Source organism: Sporosarcina sp. So3-204 (assembly GCF_058068165.1).
This window is the reverse complement of the sequence record NZ_CM176485.1, coordinates 2,525,280-2,549,814: the sequence shown is the minus strand read 5'-3', so window position 1 is coordinate 2,549,814 and position 24,535 is coordinate 2,525,280. Positions and strand designations below refer to the sequence as shown.

At 35.5% G+C, this 24,535-nt stretch carries 26 protein-coding genes and 1 riboswitch; of the genes, 17 read left to right on the top strand and 9 right to left on the bottom strand.

All coding sequences use genetic code 11. The features are described from left to right. Positions 1-26 precede the first annotated feature (26 nt). Positions 27-824: a histidinol-phosphatase HisJ family protein gene (locus AC3RV6_RS12580; RefSeq protein ID WP_489746385.1), complete on the bottom strand. Its 798-nt coding sequence runs from the start codon at positions 822-824 to the stop codon at positions 27-29. Positions 825-947: 123 nt separating this feature from the next. Here AC3RV6_RS12580 and hisZ point away from each other — a divergent pair, with 123 nt between their 5' ends. From hisZ to AC3RV6_RS12535, 9 genes are all read left to right on the top strand, one after another. Further along, on the top strand, positions 948-2,183 hold the full coding sequence (gene hisZ, locus AC3RV6_RS12575) for an ATP phosphoribosyltransferase regulatory subunit (RefSeq protein WP_489746384.1): 1,236 nt from the start codon (positions 948-950) through the stop codon (positions 2,181-2,183). Continuing rightward, positions 2,184-2,810, top strand: a complete 627-nt coding sequence (gene hisG / locus AC3RV6_RS12570; protein ID WP_489746383.1) for an ATP phosphoribosyltransferase — start codon at positions 2,184-2,186, stop codon at positions 2,808-2,810. A gap of 6 nt (positions 2,811-2,816) precedes the next feature. Then, a complete protein-coding gene (gene hisD / locus AC3RV6_RS12565) occupies positions 2,817-4,097 on the top strand; it encodes a histidinol dehydrogenase (protein WP_489749247.1) in 1,281 nt (426 codons plus the stop codon). 2 nt (positions 4,098-4,099) lie between these two features. Beyond that, complete coding sequence (gene hisB, locus AC3RV6_RS12560; RefSeq protein ID WP_489746382.1) at positions 4,100-4,684, top strand: imidazoleglycerol-phosphate dehydratase HisB; 585 nt, start codon at positions 4,100-4,102, stop codon at positions 4,682-4,684. 25 nt (positions 4,685-4,709) lie between these two features. Next, on the top strand, positions 4,710-5,432 hold the full coding sequence (hisA, locus tag AC3RV6_RS12555) for a 1-(5-phosphoribosyl)-5-[(5-phosphoribosylamino)methylideneamino]imidazole-4-carboxamide isomerase (protein WP_489746381.1): 723 nt from the start codon (positions 4,710-4,712) through the stop codon (positions 5,430-5,432). After that, a complete protein-coding gene (gene hisF, locus AC3RV6_RS12550; RefSeq protein WP_489746380.1) occupies positions 5,422-6,165 on the top strand; it encodes an imidazole glycerol phosphate synthase subunit HisF in 744 nt (247 codons plus the stop codon). Before hisA ends, hisF begins: the two co-directional genes overlap by 11 nt. Positions 6,166-6,413: 248 nt before the next feature. Next, positions 6,414-7,055 carry a bifunctional phosphoribosyl-AMP cyclohydrolase/phosphoribosyl-ATP diphosphatase HisIE gene (gene hisIE / locus AC3RV6_RS12545; RefSeq protein ID WP_489746379.1) on the top strand — a complete coding sequence of 214 codons (642 nt, stop codon included), beginning with the start codon at positions 6,414-6,416 and terminating at the stop codon, positions 7,053-7,055. Beyond that, the gene (hisC, locus tag AC3RV6_RS12540; RefSeq protein WP_489746378.1) at positions 7,048-8,121 is read left to right on the top strand and encodes a histidinol-phosphate transaminase; all 1,074 of its coding nucleotides are present in this window, start codon (positions 7,048-7,050) and stop codon (positions 8,119-8,121) included. The genes hisIE and hisC overlap by 8 nt, the downstream gene beginning before the upstream one ends. A gap of 63 nt (positions 8,122-8,184) precedes the next feature. Then, on the top strand, positions 8,185-8,367 hold the full coding sequence (locus AC3RV6_RS12535) for a hypothetical protein (protein ID WP_489746377.1): 183 nt from the start codon (positions 8,185-8,187) through the stop codon (positions 8,365-8,367). Positions 8,368-8,412: 45 nt separating this feature from the next. Here AC3RV6_RS12535 and AC3RV6_RS12530 read toward each other — a convergent pair whose 3' ends face one another. After that, positions 8,413-8,781 carry a hypothetical protein gene (locus AC3RV6_RS12530; protein WP_489746376.1) on the bottom strand — a complete coding sequence of 123 codons (369 nt, stop codon included), beginning with the start codon at positions 8,779-8,781 and terminating at the stop codon, positions 8,413-8,415. Between the two features lie 153 nt (positions 8,782-8,934). Between AC3RV6_RS12530 and AC3RV6_RS12525 the strand changes: the two genes are divergently transcribed. Beyond that, positions 8,935-10,878, top strand: coding sequence for a TRAP transporter permease (locus AC3RV6_RS12525; protein WP_489746375.1), 1,944 nt, complete (start codon positions 8,935-8,937; stop codon positions 10,876-10,878). A gap of 24 nt (positions 10,879-10,902) precedes the next feature. Continuing rightward, positions 10,903-11,889, top strand: a complete 987-nt coding sequence (locus AC3RV6_RS12520) for a TAXI family TRAP transporter solute-binding subunit (RefSeq protein WP_489746374.1) — start codon at positions 10,903-10,905, stop codon at positions 11,887-11,889. Positions 11,890-11,966: 77 nt separating this feature from the next. Here AC3RV6_RS12520 and AC3RV6_RS12515 read toward each other — a convergent pair whose 3' ends face one another. Beyond that, positions 11,967-12,287, bottom strand: coding sequence for a YflT domain-containing protein (locus tag AC3RV6_RS12515; RefSeq protein WP_489746373.1), 321 nt, complete (start codon positions 12,285-12,287; stop codon positions 11,967-11,969). A 121-nt stretch (positions 12,288-12,408) separates the two neighbouring features. Then, the gene (locus tag AC3RV6_RS12510; protein WP_489746372.1) at positions 12,409-12,708 is read right to left on the bottom strand and encodes a hypothetical protein; all 300 of its coding nucleotides are present in this window, start codon (positions 12,706-12,708) and stop codon (positions 12,409-12,411) included. A 134-nt stretch (positions 12,709-12,842) separates the two neighbouring features. Here AC3RV6_RS12510 and rlmN point away from each other — a divergent pair, with 134 nt between their 5' ends. The 3 genes from rlmN to AC3RV6_RS12495 all read left to right on the top strand — a co-directional run bounded on the left by rlmN (position 12,843) and on the right by AC3RV6_RS12495 (position 16,511). Beyond that, the gene (gene rlmN / locus AC3RV6_RS12505; protein ID WP_489746371.1) at positions 12,843-13,904 is read left to right on the top strand and encodes a dual-specificity RNA methyltransferase RlmN; all 1,062 of its coding nucleotides are present in this window, start codon (positions 12,843-12,845) and stop codon (positions 13,902-13,904) included. A gap of 225 nt (positions 13,905-14,129) precedes the next feature. Then, the gene (proB, locus tag AC3RV6_RS12500) at positions 14,130-15,230 is read left to right on the top strand and encodes a glutamate 5-kinase (protein ID WP_489746370.1); all 1,101 of its coding nucleotides are present in this window, start codon (positions 14,130-14,132) and stop codon (positions 15,228-15,230) included. Between the two features lie 18 nt (positions 15,231-15,248). After that, positions 15,249-16,511: a glutamate-5-semialdehyde dehydrogenase gene (locus AC3RV6_RS12495; protein ID WP_489746369.1), complete on the top strand. Its 1,263-nt coding sequence runs from the start codon at positions 15,249-15,251 to the stop codon at positions 16,509-16,511. Between the two features lie 84 nt (positions 16,512-16,595). Here AC3RV6_RS12495 and AC3RV6_RS12490 read toward each other — a convergent pair whose 3' ends face one another. Genes AC3RV6_RS12490 through AC3RV6_RS12480 form a run of 3 tightly spaced genes read right to left on the bottom strand, consistent with a single transcriptional unit; the run spans position 16,596 to position 19,250 of the window. Continuing rightward, positions 16,596-17,162: an SCO family protein gene (locus tag AC3RV6_RS12490; RefSeq protein WP_489746368.1), complete on the bottom strand. Its 567-nt coding sequence runs from the start codon at positions 17,160-17,162 to the stop codon at positions 16,596-16,598. 1 nt (position 17,163) lies between these two features. Then, the gene (locus AC3RV6_RS12485; protein ID WP_489746367.1) at positions 17,164-18,573 is read right to left on the bottom strand and encodes a sensor histidine kinase; all 1,410 of its coding nucleotides are present in this window, start codon (positions 18,571-18,573) and stop codon (positions 17,164-17,166) included. Between the two features lie 2 nt (positions 18,574-18,575). After that, positions 18,576-19,250, bottom strand: coding sequence for a response regulator transcription factor (locus tag AC3RV6_RS12480; RefSeq protein WP_489746366.1), 675 nt, complete (start codon positions 19,248-19,250; stop codon positions 18,576-18,578). 302 nt (positions 19,251-19,552) lie between these two features. Here AC3RV6_RS12480 and AC3RV6_RS12475 point away from each other — a divergent pair, with 302 nt between their 5' ends. Beyond that, positions 19,553-20,311 carry a FixH family protein gene (locus AC3RV6_RS12475; RefSeq protein WP_489746365.1) on the top strand — a complete coding sequence of 253 codons (759 nt, stop codon included), beginning with the start codon at positions 19,553-19,555 and terminating at the stop codon, positions 20,309-20,311. A gap of 177 nt (positions 20,312-20,488) precedes the next feature. After that, the gene (locus AC3RV6_RS12470; protein WP_489746364.1) at positions 20,489-20,959 is read left to right on the top strand and encodes an S-ribosylhomocysteine lyase; all 471 of its coding nucleotides are present in this window, start codon (positions 20,489-20,491) and stop codon (positions 20,957-20,959) included. Between the two features lie 122 nt (positions 20,960-21,081). Here AC3RV6_RS12470 and AC3RV6_RS12465 read toward each other — a convergent pair whose 3' ends face one another. Both AC3RV6_RS12465 and AC3RV6_RS12460 read right to left on the bottom strand, forming a co-directional pair. Beyond that, positions 21,082-22,569, bottom strand: a complete 1,488-nt coding sequence (locus AC3RV6_RS12465) for a PH domain-containing protein (RefSeq protein WP_489746363.1) — start codon at positions 22,567-22,569, stop codon at positions 21,082-21,084. Next, positions 22,569-23,063 (bottom strand): PH domain-containing protein, encoded by a 495-nt coding sequence (locus tag AC3RV6_RS12460; RefSeq protein ID WP_489746362.1) that lies wholly within the window; start codon positions 23,061-23,063, stop codon positions 22,569-22,571. The genes AC3RV6_RS12465 and AC3RV6_RS12460 overlap by 1 nt, the downstream gene beginning before the upstream one ends. Positions 23,064-23,243: 180 nt before the next feature. After that, positions 23,244-23,388, top strand: a riboswitch (FMN riboswitch). 62 nt (positions 23,389-23,450) lie between these two features. Here AC3RV6_RS12460 and ribD point away from each other — a divergent pair. Continuing rightward, a complete protein-coding gene (gene ribD, locus AC3RV6_RS12455; RefSeq protein ID WP_489746361.1) occupies positions 23,451-24,533 on the top strand; it encodes a bifunctional diaminohydroxyphosphoribosylaminopyrimidine deaminase/5-amino-6-(5-phosphoribosylamino)uracil reductase RibD in 1,083 nt (360 codons plus the stop codon). Positions 24,534-24,535 lie beyond the last annotated feature (2 nt).

The following is a 24,535-nucleotide window of genomic DNA, read 5'->3' as shown; positions in this document are numbered from 1 at the left end:
CTTCTCGCTACTTTACTTTATTTATATTATATTAACTGACGTATTGGATGAAAGTTTGGTTCTTGTTTATCAAAAGTAGCGATATAATCAAATCCAATAGACTGTAGTAAGTGTAGTGATTCGTGGAAATCATAGGCTAATTCCGAAACTCTATGTGCATCTGATCCGAGCGTTATGATTTCTCCTCCGCATTGTTTGTAAAGTTTTAATAGATCATCACTTGGTAATCCGTTAGGCATACCATAGCGTGCACCAGATGTATTTAATTCAATCCCTTTTCCAGCAGGGATAATCTCATTGAAAATTGCAGTTAATTCATCATGGAATAACGCTGTAGGTTGTTCTTTTGCATATCTTTTAATGAGGTCAACATGTCCAAGTATCGAAAACTGTTTAAAGTCTTTTACGCAAGCTAATAATTCATCGTAGTATACCTTATAAGCTTCTTCAACAGTTCTTCCCACAAATAGTTCTCCGTAATGCAAGCTTTTTTTCTCAGTTGTATGCATGGAACAAATGACAAAGTCAAAATCATTGCTATCAATAAGTGATTCATAGCGATTTAACAGATGAGGTTGCAGTCCGATTTCCACACCTTTTTTTATTTGAATCTTGTCTTTATATTTCTCACCTAATTGTCTCAGTAATTGGTCATATTCTTTTAAATCAAAATCGAAAACAATTGTTTCATCAGGATAGTCATAATCGATATGCTCGGTGAAACAAATTTCGGTAAGTCCTTTTTTTATAGATCCTACAACCATATCTTCCATTGATACATTACAATCCGCTGAAAAGTGGCTATGCATATGATAATCAAACATATAATGTCTCCTCCATTTTTAGTATTTCTAGTTGACAATTATTACATATACTCGTATAGTAGTAAATAACTTCACCGTAGTAAAGTGATAAAGTTTTTCAAATTGAAAGGCGGTCTTATTCAATTGTATAATGATTATAAAATGAATGAAAAGAATGTCAAAGATTATCAAAAATATGAGCAAACTATAAGAAAAATATATAAAAGGTTTAGGACTTACGGATATAAACGAATTAAAACATCAACATTTGAACAATATGATCTGTATTCAAAAGTAAATAGCTCTATTAATCAAAATGAGATGATTAAAGTAATTGACCGTGCAGGACGTGTGCTCGTTTTGCGTCCAGACGTAACCATTCCAATAACGCGCCAATTGGCTGAACAGTATACAGAACTACCTAATGAACTTCGCTATTTTTACGTTCAAGATGTTTTTAGACAGCCAGCTGATCCTGGAGAAGCTATTGAAAATACGCAGGCTGGTGTTGAATACTTTTGTAAAAGTTCACCTGAAGCAGATGCAGAAGTCATAGCACTAGCTTGTCATACATTAAGAGATTTGGGCTTTAATGAGATAAAGATTGAAATAGGCCATGCAGGCTTTTTCAAGCAGTTAATTCAAGCGGTAAATTTAACTCCGACTCAGCTAAGCCAAATTAAAAAATCAATTCAATCGAAAAACGTTGTAGATATTGACGAACTCCTAGGTACACTAAGTGTAGATTCGGAAATCAAAAAAGCAATTAGCAGCATCCCTTTCCTATATGGAGAACCAGGTGAAGTGACTGAAAAGGCAAGAGGACTTGTCCAAGACATGAAACTTCATGAAACACTTGATTATCTAAATAAGGTATACGAAATTTTGACTATGTATGGCTTAAAAGACTTTATTGTTTTGGATTTGGGACTCATCAATCACATGGACTACTACTCGGATATTATCTTCCAAGGTTATGTTGAAAAGTTCGGTAAACCAGTGTTAATGGGTGGCCGCTATGATCAGTTAGGCAATGAGTTTGGTGCAAAAATTGAAGCGATTGGTTTTGCTTGTGAAGTTGAATCGCTTGTCCAGGCTTCAGAAAATGAAGAGCTATCACGTCGAACGCCAATCGATGTTAGTATTAAATATGAAACAGATTGTTTAAGTAAGTCAATATCTATTGCTAGTGAATTGCGTGAGCATGGCTATAGTGTCCTATCAACAAATGAACAATCTGTTGGAAGTCAGCAGGAGAGCTTTTTCCAAGTCAAGATTTCTAAAGAAGAAAAGTCGATTCAGTATAATGATAAGTATACCACTTTCACAGAAATTGCTGAATTGCTTGCACTCATAGCCAAATTGAAAGGAAGTATGTAATTGGATTATTTAACTTTAGCAATTGCTACAGGACGTACTTCGAAACAAGCGCTTGCTTTATTGGAAAAAGGTGGACTATTCTTTCCGGATTATCATAATAAAAGCAGAAAATTAGTGATGTATGACCAAACGAATACTGTGAAACTAATTTTCGTGAAAACAGCAGATTTAACGACTTACGTTGTGAAAGGTGCTGCGGATATTGGTATAATTGGTAAAGATACATTAATGGAAGAACAGCCTGATGTTTATGAATTGGTTGATTTAAATACCGGGAAATGCCAACTATCTGTTTGTGGATTTCCTGAACAAGAAATTCAAAATCGTAAACTTTTAACAGTCGCTACAAAGTATCCAAAACTTACTAAAGACTTTTTTGATCAAAAGGGCATCAGAGTTGAAACAATTAAATTAAATGGGTCAATTGAGTTGGCTCCGCTACTTGGTTTATCAGATGTCATAGTTGATATTGTTGAAACAGGAACGACTTTAAGAGAAAACGGATTAGTTGTGCTAGATAAAGTTGCAGATGTCAGTGCTAGAGTCATTGTAAATAAGGCGAGTTTCGCAACTAAAACGAGTAGAATTGAGCATTTTATTAATAATTTAAAAGCTGTATTGGAGTGATAAATGATGAAAATAATCACCGGTAAGCAATTTGAGATAGAAATGAATAATAAAGAAGTAAATGAAGATTTTAATGAGAAATTAGATAAAGCTGTCCTTGAAATCATTGCCGATGTTCGCCGGAGAGGCGACAAAGCGTTATTTGACTATACAAAACGATTTGATAACGTAGAAATAGATGAACTTATTGTAACTGAGGAAGAATTTGCTGAAGCAAAAGAACTTGTTTCTCCTGAATTTTTGCAAGCAATTAAAAATGCGCATGAAAATATTAAAGCGTTTCATGAAGGTCAAAAAGAGAAGTCTTGGTTTACAAATAATGAAAATAACGTAATGCTTGGCCAAAAAGTGACGCCACTAAATCGCGTAGGTATATACGTACCAGGTGGAAAAGCAGCATATCCATCTACCGTATTAATGAATGCAGTACCTGCGAAAATAGCAGGTGTTCCGAATGTAACGATGACGACACCACCTCAAAAAGATGGGAAAATTAATCCACACGTTTTAGTTGCTGCATCTGTTGCAGGTGTTGATATAATTTATAAAATGGGTGGAGCACAAGCGATTGCAGCACTTGCATACGGAACAGAAACAGTTCGTAAAGTCGCGAAAATTGTTGGACCGGGAAATGCTTATGTTGCACGTGCGAAAAAGTGGGTTTATGGTGAAGTAGCGATTGATATGATTGCAGGGCCAAGTGAGATTTGTGTTGTAGCAGATGACACGGCAGTTCCAAGTTTTGTGGCGGCGGATTTATTATCACAAGCAGAACATGACGAGCAAGCAACTGCGATTTGCATTACAATTAGTGAGCAGTTTGCAAAGTCATTACAGTTAGAAGTCATAAAGCAAACGAATTTGTTAGAACGTAAAGCAATTATAGAGAAATCTATTACTAATAATGGACGTATTATTGTTGTCGATACACTGGAAGAAGCTTATGATCTAGTCAATGAATTTGCACCAGAACATTTAGAACTTATGGTCGAAAATCCTTTAGAGCAAATGCAATATATTCAAAATGCAGGTGCCATTTTCCTTGGGAATTATTCAGCGGAAGCACTGGGTGATTATTATGCTGGTCCTAACCATACACTTCCTACAAGTGGAACATCGGCGTTCTCATCACCATTGGGTGTATATGATTTCATTAAAAAGTCGAGTATCATTTATTATTCAGAACAGGCATTACAGAAAGCAGCAGATGATATTATTACATTAGCGAATGCGGAAGGCTTAACAGCTCACGCGAATTCAATTGCAATTCGAAAGGCGGATAAATAATTATGCGTAAAAAAGAAATTTCAAGAGCGACAGCAGAAACATCGATTAAACTCGATTTTAATATTGATGGTAGTGGGAAAACTGATATTCAAACAGGTGTTGGTTTTTTTGACCATATGTTAACGGCGTTTACGAAGCACGGATTATTTGATTTAACTGTAAAGTGTGATGGCGATATTGAAGTGGATCAGCACCATTCGGTTGAAGATGTGGGCATTGTATTGGGACAAGCATTTAATGCAAGTCTTGGCACGAAGGAAGGTATTGATCGCTTTGCGACAGTATCCGTCCCTATGGATGAAGCGCTTGCAACTGTTTCAATAGACTTAAGTGGACGTCCTTTCTTCGTTTACAATGTTGATGGGTTAAAAGATAAAGTTGGTGAATTCGATACTGAATTAGTTGAAGAGTTTTTCCAAGCCTTTGTTAGTCATTCAAATGCTACTCTACATATTAACATGGATTATGGGAAAAACAGTCACCATATGATAGAAGCCATTTTTAAAGCGTTTGGTCGCGCATTAAATGCAGCAAGTACAATTAATCCAAATGTTATCGGGGTTCCTTCTACAAAGGGTTCACTCTAATATAAACTGAAAGTAGGAGATTTAAGTGATTTTATTTCCAGCGATTGATATAAGAGATGGTAAATGTGTTCGACTAATTCAAGGGAACTATAATAAAGAAATTATTTATGGAGATTCACCGACAGAAATGGCACTTCAGTGGGAAAAACAAGGTGCGGAGTTCATTCACCTAGTTGATTTAGACGGCGCGAAGACTGGGAATTCATCAAATAGAGAAGCAATTCAAGCTATCGCAAATGCGGTATCGGTTCCAGTTCAAGTTGGCGGTGGTATTCGTTCGATGGATATGATTGATGAGCACATTACTAGTGGGGTTAGCCGAATCATCATTGGAACAGCAGCAATTACAAATCGGGCATTTTTAGAAGAAGCTGTTCAAAAATATGGTGATAAAATCGCAGTATCTATTGATGCCCGTAACGGTTTAGTGGCAACAGATGGTTGGACAGAGACGACGGATACAAAAGCCATTGATTTATTGCAACAGCTAGAGAAAATAGGTGTGAAAACTGTTGTTTATACAGATATTTTAAAAGATGGTATGATGCAGGGCCCTAATTTCGAAGAACTAAGTGTTGTCGATCAAGCTTGTAAAATTGATATTATCGCTTCAGGTGGTGTATCTACAAAAGAAGATATTAAGAAGCTTGGTGAGATGAATTTATACGGTGCAATTATCGGTAAGGCGCTTTATGAGGGATCGTTATCACTAATAGAATTAATGGAGGACGACAAAAATGACGAGTAGAAGAATAATTCCATGTATGGACGTAGATCAAGGAAAAGTCGTTAAAGGTCGTAAATTCCAAGATATTAAAGAGGTAGCAGATCCTTTTGAATTAGCGAAAAAATACGTTGCAGATGGTGCAGATGAGCTTGTTTTTTATGACATTACTGCATTTAAGAACAGGTCGATATTTTTTGACACTATCGAAAAAATAGCAAAAGAAGTGCCGATTCCATTTATAGTAGGCGGTGGTATTCGTACACTAGATGACATCCAGAAGTTATTCGATATTGGTGCAGATAAAGTATCTATTAATAGTATTGCAGTTGAAAATCCACAGTTCATCAAAGAGGCTGCAGATAAATTCGGCTCAGAACGAATTCTATTATCAATGGATGTGCAAGAGGTGGGTCCTTCTAAATGGTCAGTGTTTAATAAAGGCGGACTAGAAGATACGGGTATGGACGCAATTGAATGGGCAATCCAAGGAGAAAAGCTAGGTGCTGGTGAAATTGTTTTAAATAGTATTGACGGTGATGGGGAAAAAGATGGTTATAGTCTTGAATTGACTAAGACGATTGCTGAAGCAGTAAATATTCCTATTATTGCTAGCGGCGGAGCGGGAACAATGGAACATTTTCAAACGATATTAACAAAAGGTAAAGCGGATGCTGCATTAGCCGCTTCTGTGTTTCATTACGAAGAGATTAATATTAAAGATTTAAAAGAGTATTTAAAAGTATTGAATTTGTGAACCTTAAACACTCCAGCTGATTGAAGTGGAGGGTGGCGACTCCAGCGGGAATAGCATTGCCAAGAACTGAGAGAGAAAACCATTCTCTCTCAGTTAAAGAACCCGCAGAAGCTTAGCGATGAGGAGTCTGAAGCCATGCCCGTGGAAAGCGTCCGCTCGTAACGGAAATCAGCGGTTAGTTAGATTACTTTGTTCAACTTATCAAAATGAGAAAAATAGCTGAACCAGACTGAAGGGATTGAAGAACAATGAGCGTACAACTTGAAAATGTTTCATTTGATGAAAAAGGGTTAATTCCAGCAATTGTACAAGATGAAATTACTGGAAATGTGCTCATGCTTGCATATATGAATAAAGAATCGCTTGAAAAAACAATTGAAACGAAAGAAACTTGGTTTTATAGTCGATCAAGACAAGAATTATGGAATAAGGGTGCAACCTCGGGGAATAGACAAATCGTAAAACGTATTAGTTTAGATTGTGATTCAGATTCAATATTGGTTCAAGTTGAATCGATGGGGCCCGCATGTCATACGGGTTCAGAAGATTGTTTTTTTAAGACAGTCTATGAAGAAAAAAACCCTAATCGTCAAGTCGTTCATGAAGTAATTGCTGAAATTAAAGATCGTAAAAAGAATCCTGTAGAAGGTTCATATACGTCATACCTATTCCGTGAAGGCATCGATAAAGTGCTTAAAAAAATCGGGGAAGAGTCTAGTGAAGTTATAATTGGTGCGAAAAATGAAGATAAAGCAGAGTTAACGAGTGAGTTATCGGACTTAATTTATCATTCGCTTGTTTTGATGGAAATCGCTAATGTTAGTCTAAGTGATGTGAAAAATGAATTATTGAAAAGGCGTTCGAAAGGTGAAGTGAAGGCAGATGAGTAAATATTGGAGCACCATGGTGAAGCGGGCTGATCCATACGTGCCTGGTGAGCAAGTGGCTGACCCAACTGTTTTAAAATTAAATACGAATGAAAATCCATATCCGCCAAGTCCAAAAGTGATTTTTGCAATCGAGGAAGAGGTGAAGGGGAAATTACAGTTATACCCTTCTCCAACTGCTGATGATTTAAGAATGACAATTGGTTCTTGCTATAACTTGTCAGCAGATGAAGTCTTTATTGGTAACGGTTCAGATGAGGTGTTGGCTTTCTCTTTTATGGCATTTTTTGAGCCGGGTAAAAAGATTATTTATCCGGAAATCACTTATAGTTTCTATCCTGTATATGCGAAATTATTTGATATCCCATATGAAGTCGTACCTTTAAATACCGATTTTAGTTTAGATCTAGAGCGGTTTTTCGGTTCAGAAGGCGGCGTCATTTTACCGAATCCAAATGCGCCAACTAGTCTATATGCAGAAATAGACTCTATTGAGCAGATTGTGAAAAATAATCCCCATAAAGTCGTTATTGTTGATGAAGCTTATATTGACTTTGCTTCTGTATCAGCAGCAACATTAGTTAGGAAATACGATAATTTACTCGTCGTGCAAACAACTTCGAAATCTCGATCTTTAGCTGGTCTACGCGTCGGTTTTGCACTTGGAAATCCATCTTTAATCGCTGGACTTATTCGAATTAAAGACTCAGTGAATTCCTATACAATTGATAGACTTGCGTTAGTTGGCGCTAAAGCAGCATTCGAAGATGAGAATTATTTTATAGAAACAACTAAGAAGATTGTTTCAACGAGAGAAGCTGTAATAGAGAAAATGACGCAACTCGGTTTCAAAGTAATGCCATCAAAAGCGAATTTCATTTTTGCGACCCATGACTTGTATAGTGCATCCACTATATACGAAAACCTAAAAAGAAAAGGTGTTCTTGTTAGATATTTCAATACACTATCGATTGATAATTATTTACGAATTACAATTGGGACGGATGCAGATATGGAGAGGTTTTTCGTGGAACTTATGACTATTTTAAGTGATCTCAAAAAATCTTAAGAAGTGCTCTAGTTACAGTAGATATAACTGCTATACTAGGGAAGTAAAGGGGGATTACTAATTATGGGTTCTAAATATTTTGATTTAGCGATTGCGGTTTTTATGGGCTATTTTGCATACACAAGGTTCATAAATGAACAATATGGTTTCGCAGCATTATTTGCAGTTCTATTTGTTTTAAATCTTGTCACAACAGTAGTTAAGCATAATAAGGAAAAGCAGAAAACAGAAACCTATAAAAGATAAAATAATAAAGCGAGCCTTCGAGTTATTAGAAGACTCGCATTTTTATTATTTGTTCTTTCTTATGTATATGACTATGAATTGAACGATGAGTGCAATCGCGAGTCCGAAAGATGTGAAAATAAATAACGATAATATACCAATTGCATTCCCTTGATCATTTATGTTCAAAATAAAGCTCCGGAACATTTCAAAAAAGGCAATGATTATTGCAATAATAAAAATAGGGAACGCAATTCGTAATTTATAAAACAACATTGCTGTACAACTCAGACCAATAATTATTGAAAATACAGCAAATGCTACAAAGTTTAAAATTTCTATTGATTCTCCTAGAACGTTACGAACACCTATTACAAGGAGCATAAAAGACATTGCGCCCGCCAGTAAGCCAACTTTACCGTAATTGTTTTCCATTTTTGCACCTACTCTCATGTTAGATTTTACAGAATCAGATTGGTTTTATCTACCCATGTCACTACATTGACAGTAATTACTTCCTAGTATAGAATTATTTTAGTTTTATCAGTTAATATATTCCAATAAAAAGAATTTAGGAGTTGATCAAAAATGGGGAATGTAGTCAGCGAATCTGATGAACTGATGGAAAAAGCTGACAGTGAGTTTAGAGTCCGAGAATTTGTTGGTAAATTTTCAAAAATTGTTACAGCATTAGCGATTATTTGGTCCGTTTTCCAAATATATACTGCTGGTAGTGGATCCTTAGATGCCATGACTCTTCGAAGTTCACATGTCTTATTTCTATTAGTTATGACGTTCTTAATCTATCCAGCAAAAAAAGGTAGTAAGAAATCGGTTTTACGACCTACTGCTTTTGATTTTTTATGTATTGCGTTAAGTCTGGGTTCAATTGGTTATTTATTACTAAATTTTAAAACAATTGTTTTACGAGGCGGTTTTTTACTACCTTTTGATTACGTGGTCGGTGCTATTGGACTTATATTAATCTTTGAAGCGGCAAGACGGGTAGTTGGAAATTTAGCCGTATTGGCACTGATTTTTCTACTGTACAATTTTTTAGGCCCTTTAATCCCCGGATTATTTGGACATAGTGGTTTCAGTACAAATCGTATTATTGATTACATATTTTGGGGTAGTGAAGGTGTTTTCGGTATCGCAATTGGTGTTTCTGCAACATTTGTTTTTCTGTTTATTTTATTCGGAGCCTTTCTAAGTCATAGTGGCTTTAGTCAATTTATTAATGATTTAGCATTGACTATTGCGGGACGCTCACCTGGGGGTCCCGCAAAAGTTGCAGTCATTGCAAGTGCTTTGATGGGGATGATTAATGGGAGTGCAATCGCTAATGTTGCAACTACCGGCACGCTTACTATTCCTTTAATGAAGAAAAATGGCTATAAAGCAAGGTTTGCCGCCGCAGTAGAAGCAGTTGCATCTACAGGTGGTCAATTTGCTCCACCGATCATGGGTGCTGCCGGCTTTGTTATGGCAGAGTACCTTGGTGTACCATACACAACTGTATTATTAGCTGCAATCATTCCTGCTTTTCTTTATTATTTAACACTGATAATGGTTGTTCATTTCGAAGCAAAAAGACTAGGTTTAAAAGGATTGTCGCGTGAAAATATCCCTAAAGTTAAAGAAGTGCTTAAAAATCAAGGCCATTTGTCTTTACCACTCATAGTTTTGTTAACGCTTTTATTTATGGGTTATACACCGCTGTATGCAGCAGTGTTCTCTATAGCTGCATGCATTATCGCCAGTTGGTTCCGAAAAGAAACACGTATGGGCATTAAGAAAATAATGCTGGCACTTGAAGAGGGTGCAAAAGGAGCTGTTGGTGTTGGTGTAGCTTGTGCGGTCATTGGTGTTATTATTGGGACTGTTTCATTAACGGGATTAGGCTTGAATTTTGGTTTTGCAGTTATGAATTACACAAATGATAGTTTGCTAGTTGCTAGTTTTCTAGTTATGCTGATGAGTATTATTTTGGGAATGGGTGTCCCTGGGGTGGCAGCTTACGTTATTGTTGCAACAGTTGGAACTCCAGTTTTAATAAACTTGGGTGTTGCACCTTTAGCTGCTCATATGTTCGTTCTGATTTATGCGTGTTTATCTAATATTACGCCACCAGTTGCGTTAGCTTCATATGTAGCTGCAGGTATCGCGAAAACGAATCAGCATGAAGTCTCGATGACAGCGGTGAAATTAGGGATTACGGGATTCATCCTGCCATTCTTTTTTATCTTTGAACCAGCACTCTTACTAGGTGAAGCTGCTTATTCTGCAAGTGTAGTCCCGTTATTAACAGCGAGCATTGGCGTAATTTCTTTAGCTGCTGGATTACAAGGTTGGTTAATTAAAGAAGCTTCGATCTTGCAAAGAATTTTATTATTAACTGTAGGCATTTTAATGATTATGCCGGGTTATCTAACAGATGCAACAGGAATTGCCTTGTTAATATTTGTTTTTATGTGGCAAAAATTAGCAACAACAAAAGAATCAATCAAAGAAAGTATCCTAGTAAAATAGAGAAATCGAAGGGGAGATTATTAAATGAATTTGAAGCGTGTAATGACATTAAGTATGTTAGCGATTATTTTATTGTTAGGAGCTTGTGGTAATGATAACGCGGGTGAGAAAGAATCTGGTGGGAAACAAAATTTGAATTTCTCAACAGCATCAACAACTGGAACTATTTACCCACTTGGAGCGGCGATGGCTAATTTATGGGGCGAGGAAATAGATGGCCTTCGAGTGAATGCACAAGCATCAAATGGTGGTGTTGATAATTTGAACACTATGAAACAAGGAGAAACAGATATTGCATTTGCAACAACGGGAATCGTTTGGGAAGCATATAACGGAGAACGTGGATTTAAAGATAGAGCGTATAAGGATGTTCGCATTATCGGAGGACTTTATTACAATCCGAACCAGTTTGTAGTTCATAGCGACTCTGGTATAACTTCAATTGGTGATTTAAAAGGTAAGCGATTTGCTCCTGGATCAATCGGAAGTACGCCCGAGGTTGAATCAAGTATTATTCTTCCTGAGTATGATATTGCATATCCAGATGATATAAAGGAGAACTTTGTAGGTTTTACAGAAGCGATTGACCTTATGAGAAACAAACAAATTGATGGCGCGCTAATTCAGGCAGGTCTACCAACAGCGGCAGTTACTGAAATGACATCAACAGCAAATGGTAAATTAATCGGAATTGAGCCGGAAGTTCGAAAATCATTAATGGAAAAGTATCCGTGGTATTCGGAGTTTACAATTCCAAGTGGTACGTATGAAAAGCAAGATGAAAACATAGATACTCTAGCTATTAAGATGGTATTAATGGCGGATGCATCAGTTGATGAGGAGACAATCTACGAAATGACGAAAGTGTTCTGGGAAAACTTAGATAAACTGAAAGCGACACATCCAATTGTCGAGCAAATGGCTATCGAAAATGCAACTACGGAACTTGCGGGTATTCCGTTGCATCCAGGTGCAGAACGTTTCTATAAAGAAGCCGGTTTGTTAGAGTAAATAAGTGTATATAAAAATAAACCCCAAGTTGATGTGAAGTACACATCAACTTGGGGTTTGTTTTTTATTATATATTTTTATTTTTTAGCAAGTATAATTAATTTACCTTTATCAAGCTCAGCTTCTGCGTTTGCAGCTTCATCAACAGAAAGTCCAATTGATTCCATTTTACTTCTTAATTCATCTCCGCGAGACGAGAACATGTTTTTCATGCTATCGATAAAGCCTTGTTCCTTCATACCGATTTTTTCAGTATCTAAAGCATCGGTAATGTTGTCGTTGCGTTCTTTGTAATGGGCGAATATATAAATATCGTCATGAGTATAACCTTGTACTTCTAATTTATCAATTTCCTCTTTGGCTTGTACCGCATTCTCAACAATAAGTTTGACTGTCATTCATAATCCCTCCAATATTTTTTGTTCTATTTTATATATACACACATCATGCGTATTTCAAACATTAAAATAGGAGAGTAAAATGTAGAAAGATTAAAATCTGAAAGTACATATTATTCAATTAAGGTTTCTTTAATGATTTATACATATCGATAAATTCATTTGGATTAACGCCTATTTGAAATGTGAATACACCTTGATCAGTGTGTAAATATAGTAACCCTTTATTTCCAGAGAAAGGTTTGTAAGAAATATCATTTATACGATCGAGGTGAAAGGTGTACTTCGCTGATGTAATTTGATAGGAGTCCAAAATAATTTCATGAATGTTTGTCCGGGTTTTTTGTTCGAATTTTTCGATGTAACGTTCAACGACAGTATAAGAAATTGTCATCTTTGTTTGATTTTTTTTTTCATACATTATAAAACCTCCAAGAAATTGTATGTTTTGTTAGTATAGCAGTTTTATTTGCAAATTGAATTAAAATAGTTGTTCCTTTTTTCATTTTCAAGTAGTATAATAAATGAATTGTATTTTTGAAAAGAGGATAATAAGTGAAAAACTCAATTTATGGATTAACATTAGAACAATTAACCGAATGGCTATTGGAAAACGGACAACAAAGATTTCGAGCAGACCAAATATGGGATTGGCTCTATAAAAAGCGGATTACTGAATTCGCTCATATGAAAAACATTAACAAGCAACTCGTAGAACTTCTGGATGAACAATTCTTTATTCAGTCATTAGAGCAATCCGTTAAACAAGAATCGGAAGATGGAACAATCAAGTTCCTATTTAAGATGGGCGACGGAAACTTAATTGAAACAGTGTTGATGAAGTTTCCTTATGGTTATTCAGTCTGTGTAACAACACAAGTTGGTTGTAATATTGGCTGTAGTTTTTGTGCGAGTGGTTTACTCAAAAAAAGCCGAGATTTATCAGGTGGGGAAATTGTTGAGCAAATTATGAAAGTACAACACCATTTAGACGAAAAAGAATTAGGAGAACGTGTTAGTCATATAGTCGTAATGGGTATTGGTGAGCCATTTGATAATTACACAAATTTAATGAACTTTTTACGCGTTGTAAATGATGGTAAAGGACTTAATATAGGTGCCAGACATATCACGGTATCAACAAGTGGACTAGCACATAAAATTAAAGACTTTGCTAATGAAAATATGCAAGTAAATTTAGCAATCTCAATTCACGCACCTAACGATGAGTTACGTACGCGGATTATGAAAATTAATAAAGCATTCCCGATAGAGAAGCTTATGGAATCCATTGATTATTATTTGGAGACGACAAATAGAAGAATTACATTTGAATATATTTTACTAAACGATGTAAATGATCATGTTGAAGAAGCCAGACAACTCGCTAAACTTCTTGCAAATAAACGTCATCTTTCTTATGTCAATTTAATACCTTATAATCCAGTTGATGAACATGGCCAATATAGCAGAAGTGAACCGGAATCAATTAAAGCTTTTTATGAAACCTTAAAAAGCAAAGGTATTAATTGTGGAGTCCGTATGGAGCAAGGAACAGATATTGACGCAGCTTGTGGCCAGTTAAGAAGTAAGCAAATTAAAAAAGCTACAGTTTAAGTTATAGTTTGGCGCATCTATTTAAATAGATGCGTTTTTTTGTATAAGATACAGAAAAGATTAAATTTAAATCTAGTATAAATATACACAATTATTAATAAAAAGCCATTCTCTACTTTCTTTTTTTGTGTATTTATAGTAAAGTTGAATGTATAATATAGATGAAATATAAAATACGATTTTAAATAGATGTACAGAAGAAAAAGCATGGGAGAACTGATAAATATGAGGAAAAAGCGCATCGTTGTAAAAATTGGAAGCAGTTCATTAACGGATGACCGAGGTGAAATCGACCAGGAAAAATTTAATGACCATGTTCAGGCGCTAGCTGCGCTTCGTCAAGCTGGACATGAAGTTTTATTAGTATCTTCTGGAGCTGTTGCAGCTGGTTTTGCAAGGTTGGGCTATTCTTCTAGACCAATTACTTTGAAAGGCAGACAAGCTGCTGCTGCAGTAGGTCAAAGCTTACTTATTCAATCCTATATTGATAAATTTGGAGAGTTTGATATTATCCCTGCGCAAATTCTATTGACGAGAGATGATTTCGCAAATAGAGAACGATTTAAGAACGCATATGATACGATAATGGAGTTATTAGAACGAAGAATTCTACCTGTAATTAATGAAAATGATACAGTTTCCGTAAGAGAGTTAACGTTTGGCGATAATGATATGTTATCAGCACTTGTAAGTGGATTTATACATGCGGATCAATTGATAATATTAACTGATATTAATGGTCTTTACGATGCTAATCCACATGTCTATAAAACAGCAAAAAAGATTGATGTACTAGAAGACATCAGTGATGAAATGTTGAAATTTGCAGACGAGTCAGGCTCTAAAGTTGGAACAGGTGGCATGAAATCAAAACTACTTGCAGCTAAAACGGCGCTATCTATTGGCGTACCAATCTTTATTGGATCTGGCACCGGTGTTGATAAATTACTTGAAATTATTAAAGGCAACGGGGACGGCACGTATATTTCAGCCAAAAATAGAAACCTAATTAATATTAGTCAACAGTGGATTGCAATTCATTCTGAGGCAGTAGGGAAATTATATGTTGATAAAGGTGCAGAAGAAGCCATCCTATTTAAAAGTAGAAACTTATTACCAGCTGGAATTTTTAAAGTTACAGGGAACTTTAATAAGGGTGATATTGTTGAAGTTGTCGGTATGAACGGCATAATAGGTAAAGGCGAAGTGACTTATTCTTCCATTGATTTACAAAAAGTAATGGGGAAAAGTAGTGAAGAACGAAAGAAGCGAGCAAGTACTTCTCCAGTTGAGGTCATTCATCGTGATAAGTGGGTTGCAATTTAACATTAGGAGGAAAAAAAGATGGAACAAGTAAAGACTTTAAGTGAAATTCAATTAAAAGGTCAAAAGGCAAAAGCGGTTAGCTCGATACTTGTGAGTGCCTCGACTGAAGAAAAAAATGCAGCGTTGACTCTAATAGCTGAACAATTATTATTGGATGAAGCAATTATTTTAGTCGAAAACAAAAAGGATTTAAAAAGTGGGAAAGAAAATGGTTTACCTGAAGAAGTACTAGACCGTATTATGCTGAACAAGGAACGGATTCAAGCGATGTCTGATGCGATTAAACAACTTGTCGAATTAAAAGATCCAGTAGGTGAAATAATTGAATCGATTACAAAAGAAAATGGACTTTTGATGAATAAAAAACGAGTACCGATTGGCGTTATAGGTATGATTTATGAGGCTCGTCCGAATGTCACTGTTGATGCAGCGACGCTTTCATTGAAAACAGGAAATGCATCTATTTTAAGAGGAAGTTCATCTGCACAATATTCAAATATGGTTCTTGCGAATTCAATCCAAAAAGCACTTGAAAAGAGTTCAATTCCAGTAGATGCGGTTCAATTAATTGAAGATACGAGTCGCGAAACAGCGAAAGAATTGTTTACGTTGAATGCGTATTTAGATGTGTTAATACCTAGAGGCGGAAAGAATCTGATTGACATGGTTATTCGTGAATCGACTGTACCGGTTATACAAACTGGCGCAGGAAATTGTCATGTATTTATTGATGAGACAGCGGACTTGGAAATGGCATTGGCGATTGTGTTGAATGCAAAAATACAGCGCCCATCTGTGTGTAATGCAATTGAATCAATTTTGGTCCATGAAAAGTGGTTTGCTGCACACGGTGAAGAGTTGTTGAAAGTGCTTGAAGAAAACAAAGTCGAGATTTTTGGTGATGAGACGGTGAGTAATACGTCTAAATTAGTTAAAAATGCAACTGAAGAAGATTGGTATACTGAATACTTAGGTCTTTCAATCAGCATTAAAGTTGTAGGAAGCGTAGAAGAGGCTATTGCGCATATTAATAAATATGGAACAGGACATTCTGAAGCGATTATTACTAAAAACGAAGAAAATGCTGCACTCTTTTTCAATATTGTAGATGCGGCTGCAGTTTATCACAATGCTTCTACACGATTTACAGATGGATTTGAATTTGGTTACGGTGCAGAAATTGGCATTAGTACTCAAAAGCTTCATGCGAGGGGTCCAATGGGTTTGCAAGCACTCACATCAAGTAAATTCATTATCCAAGGAACAGGACAAATTAGATAAAAATATTTTTGTGAACACACAACCATTTTCAGTGGGTTGTGTGTTTTTTTGTATTCTTTTCGCTAATTTAACCTTCATATTTAATTACTTTAACTTTTTTATATCTTTAAGCATATCGTCTACAAAAGTTGCATCTACATAATTGTATTCATTTACTAAAGTGCCTTGTTGATCAATTAAGTAAAAGTTTGTCCCGTGAATAACTTGTGTAGATGTAGACGGTTTCTGAACAATCGTTTGAAATTGTTCTCTAGCAAAAACCTCGATATCATCTTGTGAGTAACCTGTAAGCATATGCCAGTTTGAAAAGTCGTTAGTAAAATCTAAGGCATAGTTTTTTAGGATACCTGGTGTATCAAACTGTGGGTCAACTGAGAAAGAGACAAATTCTACATTTATGTTTTTCTTATTAAACAATTCTTGTAAGGATGCCATTTCGGCAGTCATCGGATGGCATACTGTTGTGCAGTTTGTGAAAATGAAGTCTGCAATCCAAATAGATCCTTGTAGTTCATCCGTTCCAAACTTTTTACCGTCTAGATCCGTATAAGAAAAATGTTTAATGGGCGGTTTATTATTTTGTTTTTCACTACATGCTGAAAGAAGGAGTAAACAAGAAAAGAAAATAATGATATATTGTGTTTTTTTCATTTCACACCTCTTCCTTTAGTGCGTTTAAATTTATCGTTATAGTTGTTCCTGTAGATATATTGCTGCTAATGGAAAATGTTCCATCATGTAAGCGAACAATTTCTTTTACGATGGAAAGTCCTAAACCTGTACCGCCTGTCGTTCTATTCCTAGCTTTATCGGTACGGAAAAAGCGCTCTCCTATGCGTTCGATATCTTCTTTATCTATTGTTACACCTTGGTTTTTTACTTGAAATTGTACGAAATCTTGGTGCTTAGTTAGCTTGATATTTATTGTTCCATTAGATACAGAATATTTAATGGCATTGTCTACAACATTATAAAAAACTTGTTGGATTCTTTGTTCGTCACCAACAATAATGAGATCTTCTTGGATATCAATTTCTAACTTAATATTTTTTTCAGTACTACGAATTGTAAATAAATCTATAGTATCAAAAAGAACTTGTGCGATAGCAATTGGTTGATTGTCAATCGAGTACATGTTTTCCTGTAGATGATTCAATTCAACCAAGTCATTTATTAATTTATTTAGACGTTCAGTTTCTTTTTCTATTGTAGTTAAATAACTTTCAGCCTCTTCTGGTGATGTATAAATTTTCTGCTTCAGTGCATGGGTATATCCGCTAATATAGGTAAGCGGGGTCCGCAGCTCATGCACAACATTGGAAGTAAATTCTTTTTTTCGTTCTTCTTGTTTTTCCAAAGAAAGACTCATCATATTAAAAGCTTCAGTTAATTGGCCTATTTCGTCATCACGGTCAATTTGAAGGCGACTCGAATAATCCCCTTGTGACACTTCAACAGCCTGTTGTTGAAGACGTTTAAGTGGATTGAATAATGATTTCCAAAATCTACTGATTACTAGAAAAAGAATGCAAAAAAACAATGCACCGATTACTAAAAGTATAGGTATGCTATCCCTGAATACATCTTGAATCGCTGTCAACGGAACATAAATATATATAAATCCAATTAATCCAGACTCACCTTTAATCGGAAAAATGGCTCCTATGATTTCACGATCTAACTCTTCTACAAACCCCTCCTTAACAACATACTTTCCTTCTTCCAAATCTGCCTGGTCACTAGGGTCAATAAGTGTTTCATAATTAACTTTATACGGAAAATGAGATGATAATTTATCCAAATCATCAACCACTATAACTTCATATTCAGATATAATATTGTACCACTGAATTTTCTCGATAATTTCATCACTTAGTTCACCATAATGGTAATTTGAAGCTGTTCGCTTCCCTTGGTAAATGACAGATTCTTCAATACTTGATAGATACAAAGCGGAGTATAGATAATGGATGAAGAAAAAAGAAAAAAGTATAGTAAATCCAATACTTGATAGTAGTAGTAAAAAAACTTTCTTACTCAATGTTAGTTTTGTCTTTTTCAATTTTACACCTCGAATTTGTATCCGACTCCCCAAACGGTTTCAATCAAAACACCGTAACTACCCATTTTCAACCTTAATGTTTTAACGTGGGTATCTACAGTTCGCTCACTGCTATTATGATGTTCTCCCCATACGAATTGTAGTAGTTGTTCTCTGGAGAAAGCACGACCCCTGTTTTTAACAAGTAATTGAAGTAGACCAAATTCTTTTAATGTTAATGACAAAGTCACATTATTAATCGTTGTTGTATGTGACTCTATATCAATAATAATAGGACCAGCTTTTAATAATTCAAGGGGTTGTAAATTCTGATAAGTACGTCTAAGTACAGATTCAACACGGGCTAAAAGTTCGGCGGGAAGAAAAGGCTTTACAATATAATCATCTCCACCAAGTTTTAATCCATTCACTTTATCCCATTCATCGCCTTTAGCTGATAAAAAGATAAGTGGGATTTTATAATTTTGTTGAACTTCATGGGCAAATGTAAAACCATCCATATAGGGCATCATTACATCAACAATGAAGAGATCTGGCGACGTTTTCTCTATTAAAGAAAGGGCATGAACACCATCAATGGCATCTATGACATTATATCCTTCTGTTTCTAAAAACTTTCGAACAAGCTCTCTCATTTGACTTTCATCATCTATAATCATGATTGTGTAGCCTTTCATTAATATGCCTCATTTCATTAAGTAATAGTTTTTTACTAAGTGAATCAATTTCATAATGATCTTAATCTGCTACAACGACGCAATATATAGTTTGAGAACGCTTCAACTCAACTATATATTGTGGTGGAGTAGCAATAAAACCCAATTATGAAATTGATTGATGTACTAACTTTAGAGTAAATATATGAAGTTCTTGTGAAAAAACAATTTACAAGGACTTCACAAATAGTTCGTGATTGTCTCTTATAATTATACTGAACTTAACGTTTATAGGTAAGTATTTAGAAAGAGGAGGAAGTAAATTGAAAAAGTTTTTATGGTTGTCTTTACTAATAGTGATAATGGGTGTACTCTCTGCTTGCGGAAATAAAGGTGAGGAAGACGATGTAATTGAAGAAGTTGAAGTCCATGCGATTGAAGCTGCTTTAACAGCGACAGAAAAAGTAGCTATTGGTGAAAAAGTAGATATAGAAGTCCTTGTTACTTATGGTGATGAAAAAGTTGAGGATGCTGATAAAGTAGCGTTTGAAATATGGGAAGAAGGTAAAAAGGACGAAAGTATCACGATTGAATCCAAAAATAAAAAAGGTGGAATATATTCTGCAGAAACAACATTTGACCATGATGGTACCTTTAATATTCAGTCACATGTAGATGCAAGAGCTCAGCATACAATGCCAATAGTAATTGCAACGGTTGGAGACGGTGGCAATTATGAAGAAGCTGAAGCGGAAGAAGGTAACGAAAACGGTCATCATGCGGATGGTTTTTCGATGCATTTCATGAAGCCTGAAGAAGTAATAATTAATGCGGAAAATGAACTAATGGTACATTTAGAACTTGACGGTAAGGCATTTGAGACGGCTAAAGTACGTTATGAAATTTGGAATGCTGACGAAGAGGGGAAGCATGATTGGATAGATGTAGAACAGCCTAAAGCGGGCGAATACACTGCGAATTATATATTTGAAAAAGCAGGGAATTTTAATATTCAAGTTCATGTTCAAGATGACCAAGACTTACATGAACACGAAATACATGAAATTATTGTATCGGAATAATTAATAGTGCCTCCACAACTTTTCAATTCGTTGTGGAGGCTTTTCATATGTTTGGGAAGAAATTGTAATCTACTGAGAAATGTGATAATATTAAAATATTCAATCCCTATTGGTTAGGTTGGATTATGTGATGCTGTAATAGGTTACTTGGAAAATAGAGAAAAAGGAGAGATTTCGATGAAGGAAATGAATGTTGAAAGCTTTAACTTGGATCATACGAAAGTAGCTGCACCTTACGTGCGTTTAGCGGGCCAGATTCAAGGGGCGAATGGTGATGAAGTTTACAAATATGATCTTCGTTTTAAACAGCCGAACAAGGAATTTATAGAAATGCCTGCACTTCATTCAATAGAGCATATTATGGCGGAAACAATTCGAAACTATTCAGACAACATAGTAGATATCAGTCCTATGGGATGTCAAACTGGTTTTTATTTATCTGTAATTAATCATGAGAATTATGATGAAATATTAACGATTTTAGAAAATACATTGAATGATGTATTGCTCGCAACAGAAGTACCAGCGTGTAACATTTTTCAATGTGGTTGGGCAGAGAGTCATAGCTTAGAAGGTGCGAAAGAGCTCGCAAAAGAAATGCTCGCGAAGAAAGATGAGTGGGCACAAGTATTTGCCGTAGAAGCGTAATTAAAAGTATGGAGCAATTCGCCTTATTTTATATGTGTAAAATGGGTTTCTCATAATAGAAATCCATAAATATTTCTATTCGCAAATTGGAAAACGCACAGACATAAAAATGTCTGTGCGTTTTATTCAATATTCACATCATCCATTCGTCCATAATACCAAGTATAAAATTCAACAGCCATTTCATGTGGAATATCACTTATACTGGCATGATGAACTGGTTTTGCCTGGTTAATCGTCTCGATGGATGCGAGTCCTAGTATTTGTTGGAATTTATTTCTTGAAACGCTAATTTCAACGATTTTATCTCTTCTTGAAATGAAAGTAGATGTCTCAAGAATACCTGTTTTAAATTGAATGAATTTCCCATTTAAAACATAGCGTGTGTTTACGTAATCAGCTATTCGCGAGCTGATAATAAGAAGTAAAAGTGCTGCAGATAAAATCCACCAAGCCTGTTCAGTATTTAATAATGTTGGTTTAAAATAGATGAGTACTGCGGTTACGATAACCCAAAACCAACTAGGTTTTAATAAACGTACCCAGAATGACTTTTTCGGAAGTCGATTCATCATTTGCGTAACTTCATATGACGGCAATAGTTCATGTATCATCTCATAGGCCCGTTTAACAGGCAGAAAAGGATAAAGTGAATTAGTATCAAGTGATAATTCTCCAACGCTTCCAACGCTGATTAATTTGATTTCAACAAGACCAAGTATCCGTTTCATTGTGGATTGTGTAATCTCTATGGCTTGTACACGGTCTTTCTTAATTTTAAATGCGGATTCATCTAAAACACCTTTTGTAATATAGATACTTAAATTATCTGAAGAGATTTCGTACTTACCGTATTTTAGGAAAGCACGAACGATTCCAAATCCCATAGAAATGATAAATAAGAAAATAACGACGATTGCGATAAACCACCCAGAACTGAGTATCTTCTCAATAACTCCTTCAGCTTTATCTTCGATATTAAAAAATTGATTAATTTTAAAGAAAAGAGAAGCGATTAAAGGAATAAGAAATAGGAAACTTAGTGAAGTAAATGATGCTTTTATGATATCCATTTTAGTCGGTGTAAAGTGAATAAGTCTATCTTCTACTATTTTTTCCGAAGAATCATCCATTTCATCACTTTCGATTTCAAGGGATTCATTAAGTTCAGGATTTTTAACTTGTGATTCGATTTGATCGGCTTCATTTTTTGTTACTACTTCAAAAAAAACTGAAGAATCTATACCTGTCATACCAGTTTCAAATTTAATAGACGTAACTTTGAATAACTTGTGAAGAAATGTCGTTCTACGTTGAACGTTTTGAACTTTTGAAAAAGGAATTGTCCGTTGAGATTTAGAAAAAATGCCTTTGTTTAAATGAAACGAAGTGTCATCCAATTTATACTTTAGTGTAAACCATTTTAAAATAATCCAAATAATAGATATTGTAACAAATAGAAAGAATGCTAATCTGCCATATTTAATAAAAGTTGAATCAGATCCGTTTTTAAAGACAAACAGTAATAAGAAGGCGAAAAAAATATTTTTAATTAGATTCCAAAGGTCAAAAAGCATTAGAAGTGGATTAAAGCGTTTAATGTCATGCATTATTCCACTTCCTTTATTTTTGCAAAATGAGCAATTTGATTTCTTAGTTCTAATGCAACTTTTTCAGGAAGGGCGGGTATTCCATGTGATGATCCCATCGTTTCGATAGATATTGAATAGAGCCCATATTTCCGCAGAAGTGGGCCTTGGTTAGTTGCAACAGACTGTATTTTGGTCATAGGGACAAGTTGATGTACTTCATTGAATGCCCCAGACTTTAATTGTAAAAACTCCGAATCAACCCCATAACGCCAGTGTTTGTAACTTAAATAAGGCTCAATTACTACCGACCACACAGCTGACAACAACGTCAAGATAGAAATTCCAATGAGAATTCTACCAACCCAAATATTCCATGAGAAGTAATGAACTACAAAAAGTAATACAGCAAGAATAATAAATCCGGTTAAATGGGTAATTGACTCACGAATCACCCAAACTTTTACAACGTCTTTTGAGAGTCGTTCTTTTGGTGATATAATTTGGCTATACATGTAAACACTCCTATGAATCTAAATTATTGTATGCATACTGTTAATTATGGATTAAATTTCGTTATAATTTTTAAAAAGATATAACTCTAGTTTGTCTTAATACAGCGAATCTGTCAAAAAAACAAAAATATTTTTGATTTTAATAATGTAGTGTGATAAATTAGCATTAGTTCTTGTTAACAAACACTTCGGGGCAAGGTGAAATTCCTTACCGGCGGTAATCGAGTGGTTCACTCGTTAGTCCGTGACCTGTCTTCTTCGGAAGATGGCTGAACTGGTGAAATTCCAGTACCGACAGTTAAAGTCTGGATGGGAGAAGTTGTTTGAGACAATTACTATGTTCGATCCGTTCTGCTCTTTTCTTAATATTAGAAAGGGGGGATTTTTATGGATCATAAATTTTATATGAAACTTGCTCTCGACCTAGCACGAAGCGCAGAAGGACAAACGTCACCAAATCCACTTGTCGGCGCTGTTTGTGTGATAGATGGTCAGATTCTTGGGACAGGTGCGCATTTGAAAGCAGGAACACCCCACGCAGAGGTACATGCGTTAACAATGGCAGGAGAAGCATCAGTTGGTGCAGATCTTTACGTTACGTTAGAACCTTGTGCACACACTGGTAAAACACCACCTTGTGCAAAATTAATCATCTCTAGTGGGATTCGTCGTGTTTTCATCGCATCCATCGATCCGTTTCCGTCAGTCAATGGAAGAGGAATTGAATTGCTTAAAAATGCCGGAATTGAAGTAGAAATCGGTATTCTACAAGAAGAGGCAGAGCATATAAATCGAGCATTTTTTCATTTTGTCAAATACGGTCAACCATACGTTACCTTGAAAGCAGCCGCGACACTTGACGGTCGTCTTTCAACGCAAACTGGGGACAGCAAATGGATTACTTCGGCAGATTCACGAACCGATGTCCATCACCTCCGCCATACCCACGATGCTATTTTGGTAGGCGTAGAAACCGTACTTCACGATAATCCTTTCCTCACCACCCGTTTGCCCCATGGTGGAAAGAATCCAATACGTATTATTTTAGACAGGCATCTTAGGACGCCAAAAACAGCAAATGTTGTAACAGATTGTGCAGTTGAAACAATTATATTCACACTCGATTCCGAGCGTTCGGAAACGGTTTTTTCAGCATATCCATTTGTTACAATTGAGTCGATACCTGAGGAAATAAACTTTTTAGAAGAAGTATTAAAACGTCTTGCAAATAAAGGAATTATGACTTTATTTGTAGAGGGCGGAAGTCAGGTACATTCGAGTTTCATCGATGCTGGTCTTGCAGATGAGCTTTATTTGTACATGGCACCTAAGTTAATAGGAAACGGCTCTACTTTATTTGCCGATAACTCGAGAAATGTCATGTCGGAAAGTGAAACCTTAGCGTTCATAGATGTGAAGAAAATTGGTGAAGATATTAGGTTGCATGCTAAATTTTTGAAGGAGGAATAGCG

Coding starts and splice junctions, on each gene's coding strand:
- AC3RV6_RS12580 (WP_489746385.1), bottom strand. CDS start 824: ATGTTTGATTATCATATGCATAGCCACTTTTCAGCGGATTGTAATGTA.
- hisD (WP_489749247.1), top strand. CDS start 2,817: ATGAAAATAATCACCGGTAAGCAATTTGAGATAGAAATGAATAATAAA.
- hisB (WP_489746382.1), top strand. CDS start 4,100: ATGCGTAAAAAAGAAATTTCAAGAGCGACAGCAGAAACATCGATTAAA.
- hisF (WP_489746380.1), top strand. CDS start 5,422: ATGACGAGTAGAAGAATAATTCCATGTATGGACGTAGATCAAGGAAAA.
- hisIE (WP_489746379.1), top strand. CDS start 6,414: ATGAGCGTACAACTTGAAAATGTTTCATTTGATGAAAAAGGGTTAATT.
- hisC (WP_489746378.1), top strand. CDS start 7,048: ATGAGTAAATATTGGAGCACCATGGTGAAGCGGGCTGATCCATACGTG.
- AC3RV6_RS12535 (WP_489746377.1), top strand. CDS start 8,185: ATGGGTTCTAAATATTTTGATTTAGCGATTGCGGTTTTTATGGGCTAT.
- AC3RV6_RS12530 (WP_489746376.1), bottom strand. CDS start 8,781: ATGGAAAACAATTACGGTAAAGTTGGCTTACTGGCGGGCGCAATGTCT.
- AC3RV6_RS12525 (WP_489746375.1), top strand. CDS start 8,935: ATGGGGAATGTAGTCAGCGAATCTGATGAACTGATGGAAAAAGCTGAC.
- AC3RV6_RS12520 (WP_489746374.1), top strand. CDS start 10,903: ATGAATTTGAAGCGTGTAATGACATTAAGTATGTTAGCGATTATTTTA.
- AC3RV6_RS12515 (WP_489746373.1), bottom strand. CDS start 12,287: ATGACAGTCAAACTTATTGTTGAGAATGCGGTACAAGCCAAAGAGGAA.
- AC3RV6_RS12510 (WP_489746372.1), bottom strand. CDS start 12,708: ATGTATGAAAAAAAAAATCAAACAAAGATGACAATTTCTTATACTGTC.
- proB (WP_489746370.1), top strand. CDS start 14,130: ATGAGGAAAAAGCGCATCGTTGTAAAAATTGGAAGCAGTTCATTAACG.
- AC3RV6_RS12495 (WP_489746369.1), top strand. CDS start 15,249: ATGGAACAAGTAAAGACTTTAAGTGAAATTCAATTAAAAGGTCAAAAG.
- AC3RV6_RS12490 (WP_489746368.1), bottom strand. CDS start 17,162: ATGAAAAAAACACAATATATCATTATTTTCTTTTCTTGTTTACTCCTT.
- AC3RV6_RS12480 (WP_489746366.1), bottom strand. CDS start 19,250: ATGAAAGGCTACACAATCATGATTATAGATGATGAAAGTCAAATGAGA.
- AC3RV6_RS12470 (WP_489746364.1), top strand. CDS start 20,489: ATGAAGGAAATGAATGTTGAAAGCTTTAACTTGGATCATACGAAAGTA.
- AC3RV6_RS12465 (WP_489746363.1), bottom strand. CDS start 22,569: ATGCATGACATTAAACGCTTTAATCCACTTCTAATGCTTTTTGACCTT.
- AC3RV6_RS12460 (WP_489746362.1), bottom strand. CDS start 23,063: ATGTATAGCCAAATTATATCACCAAAAGAACGACTCTCAAAAGACGTT.
- ribD (WP_489746361.1), top strand. CDS start 23,451: ATGGATCATAAATTTTATATGAAACTTGCTCTCGACCTAGCACGAAGC.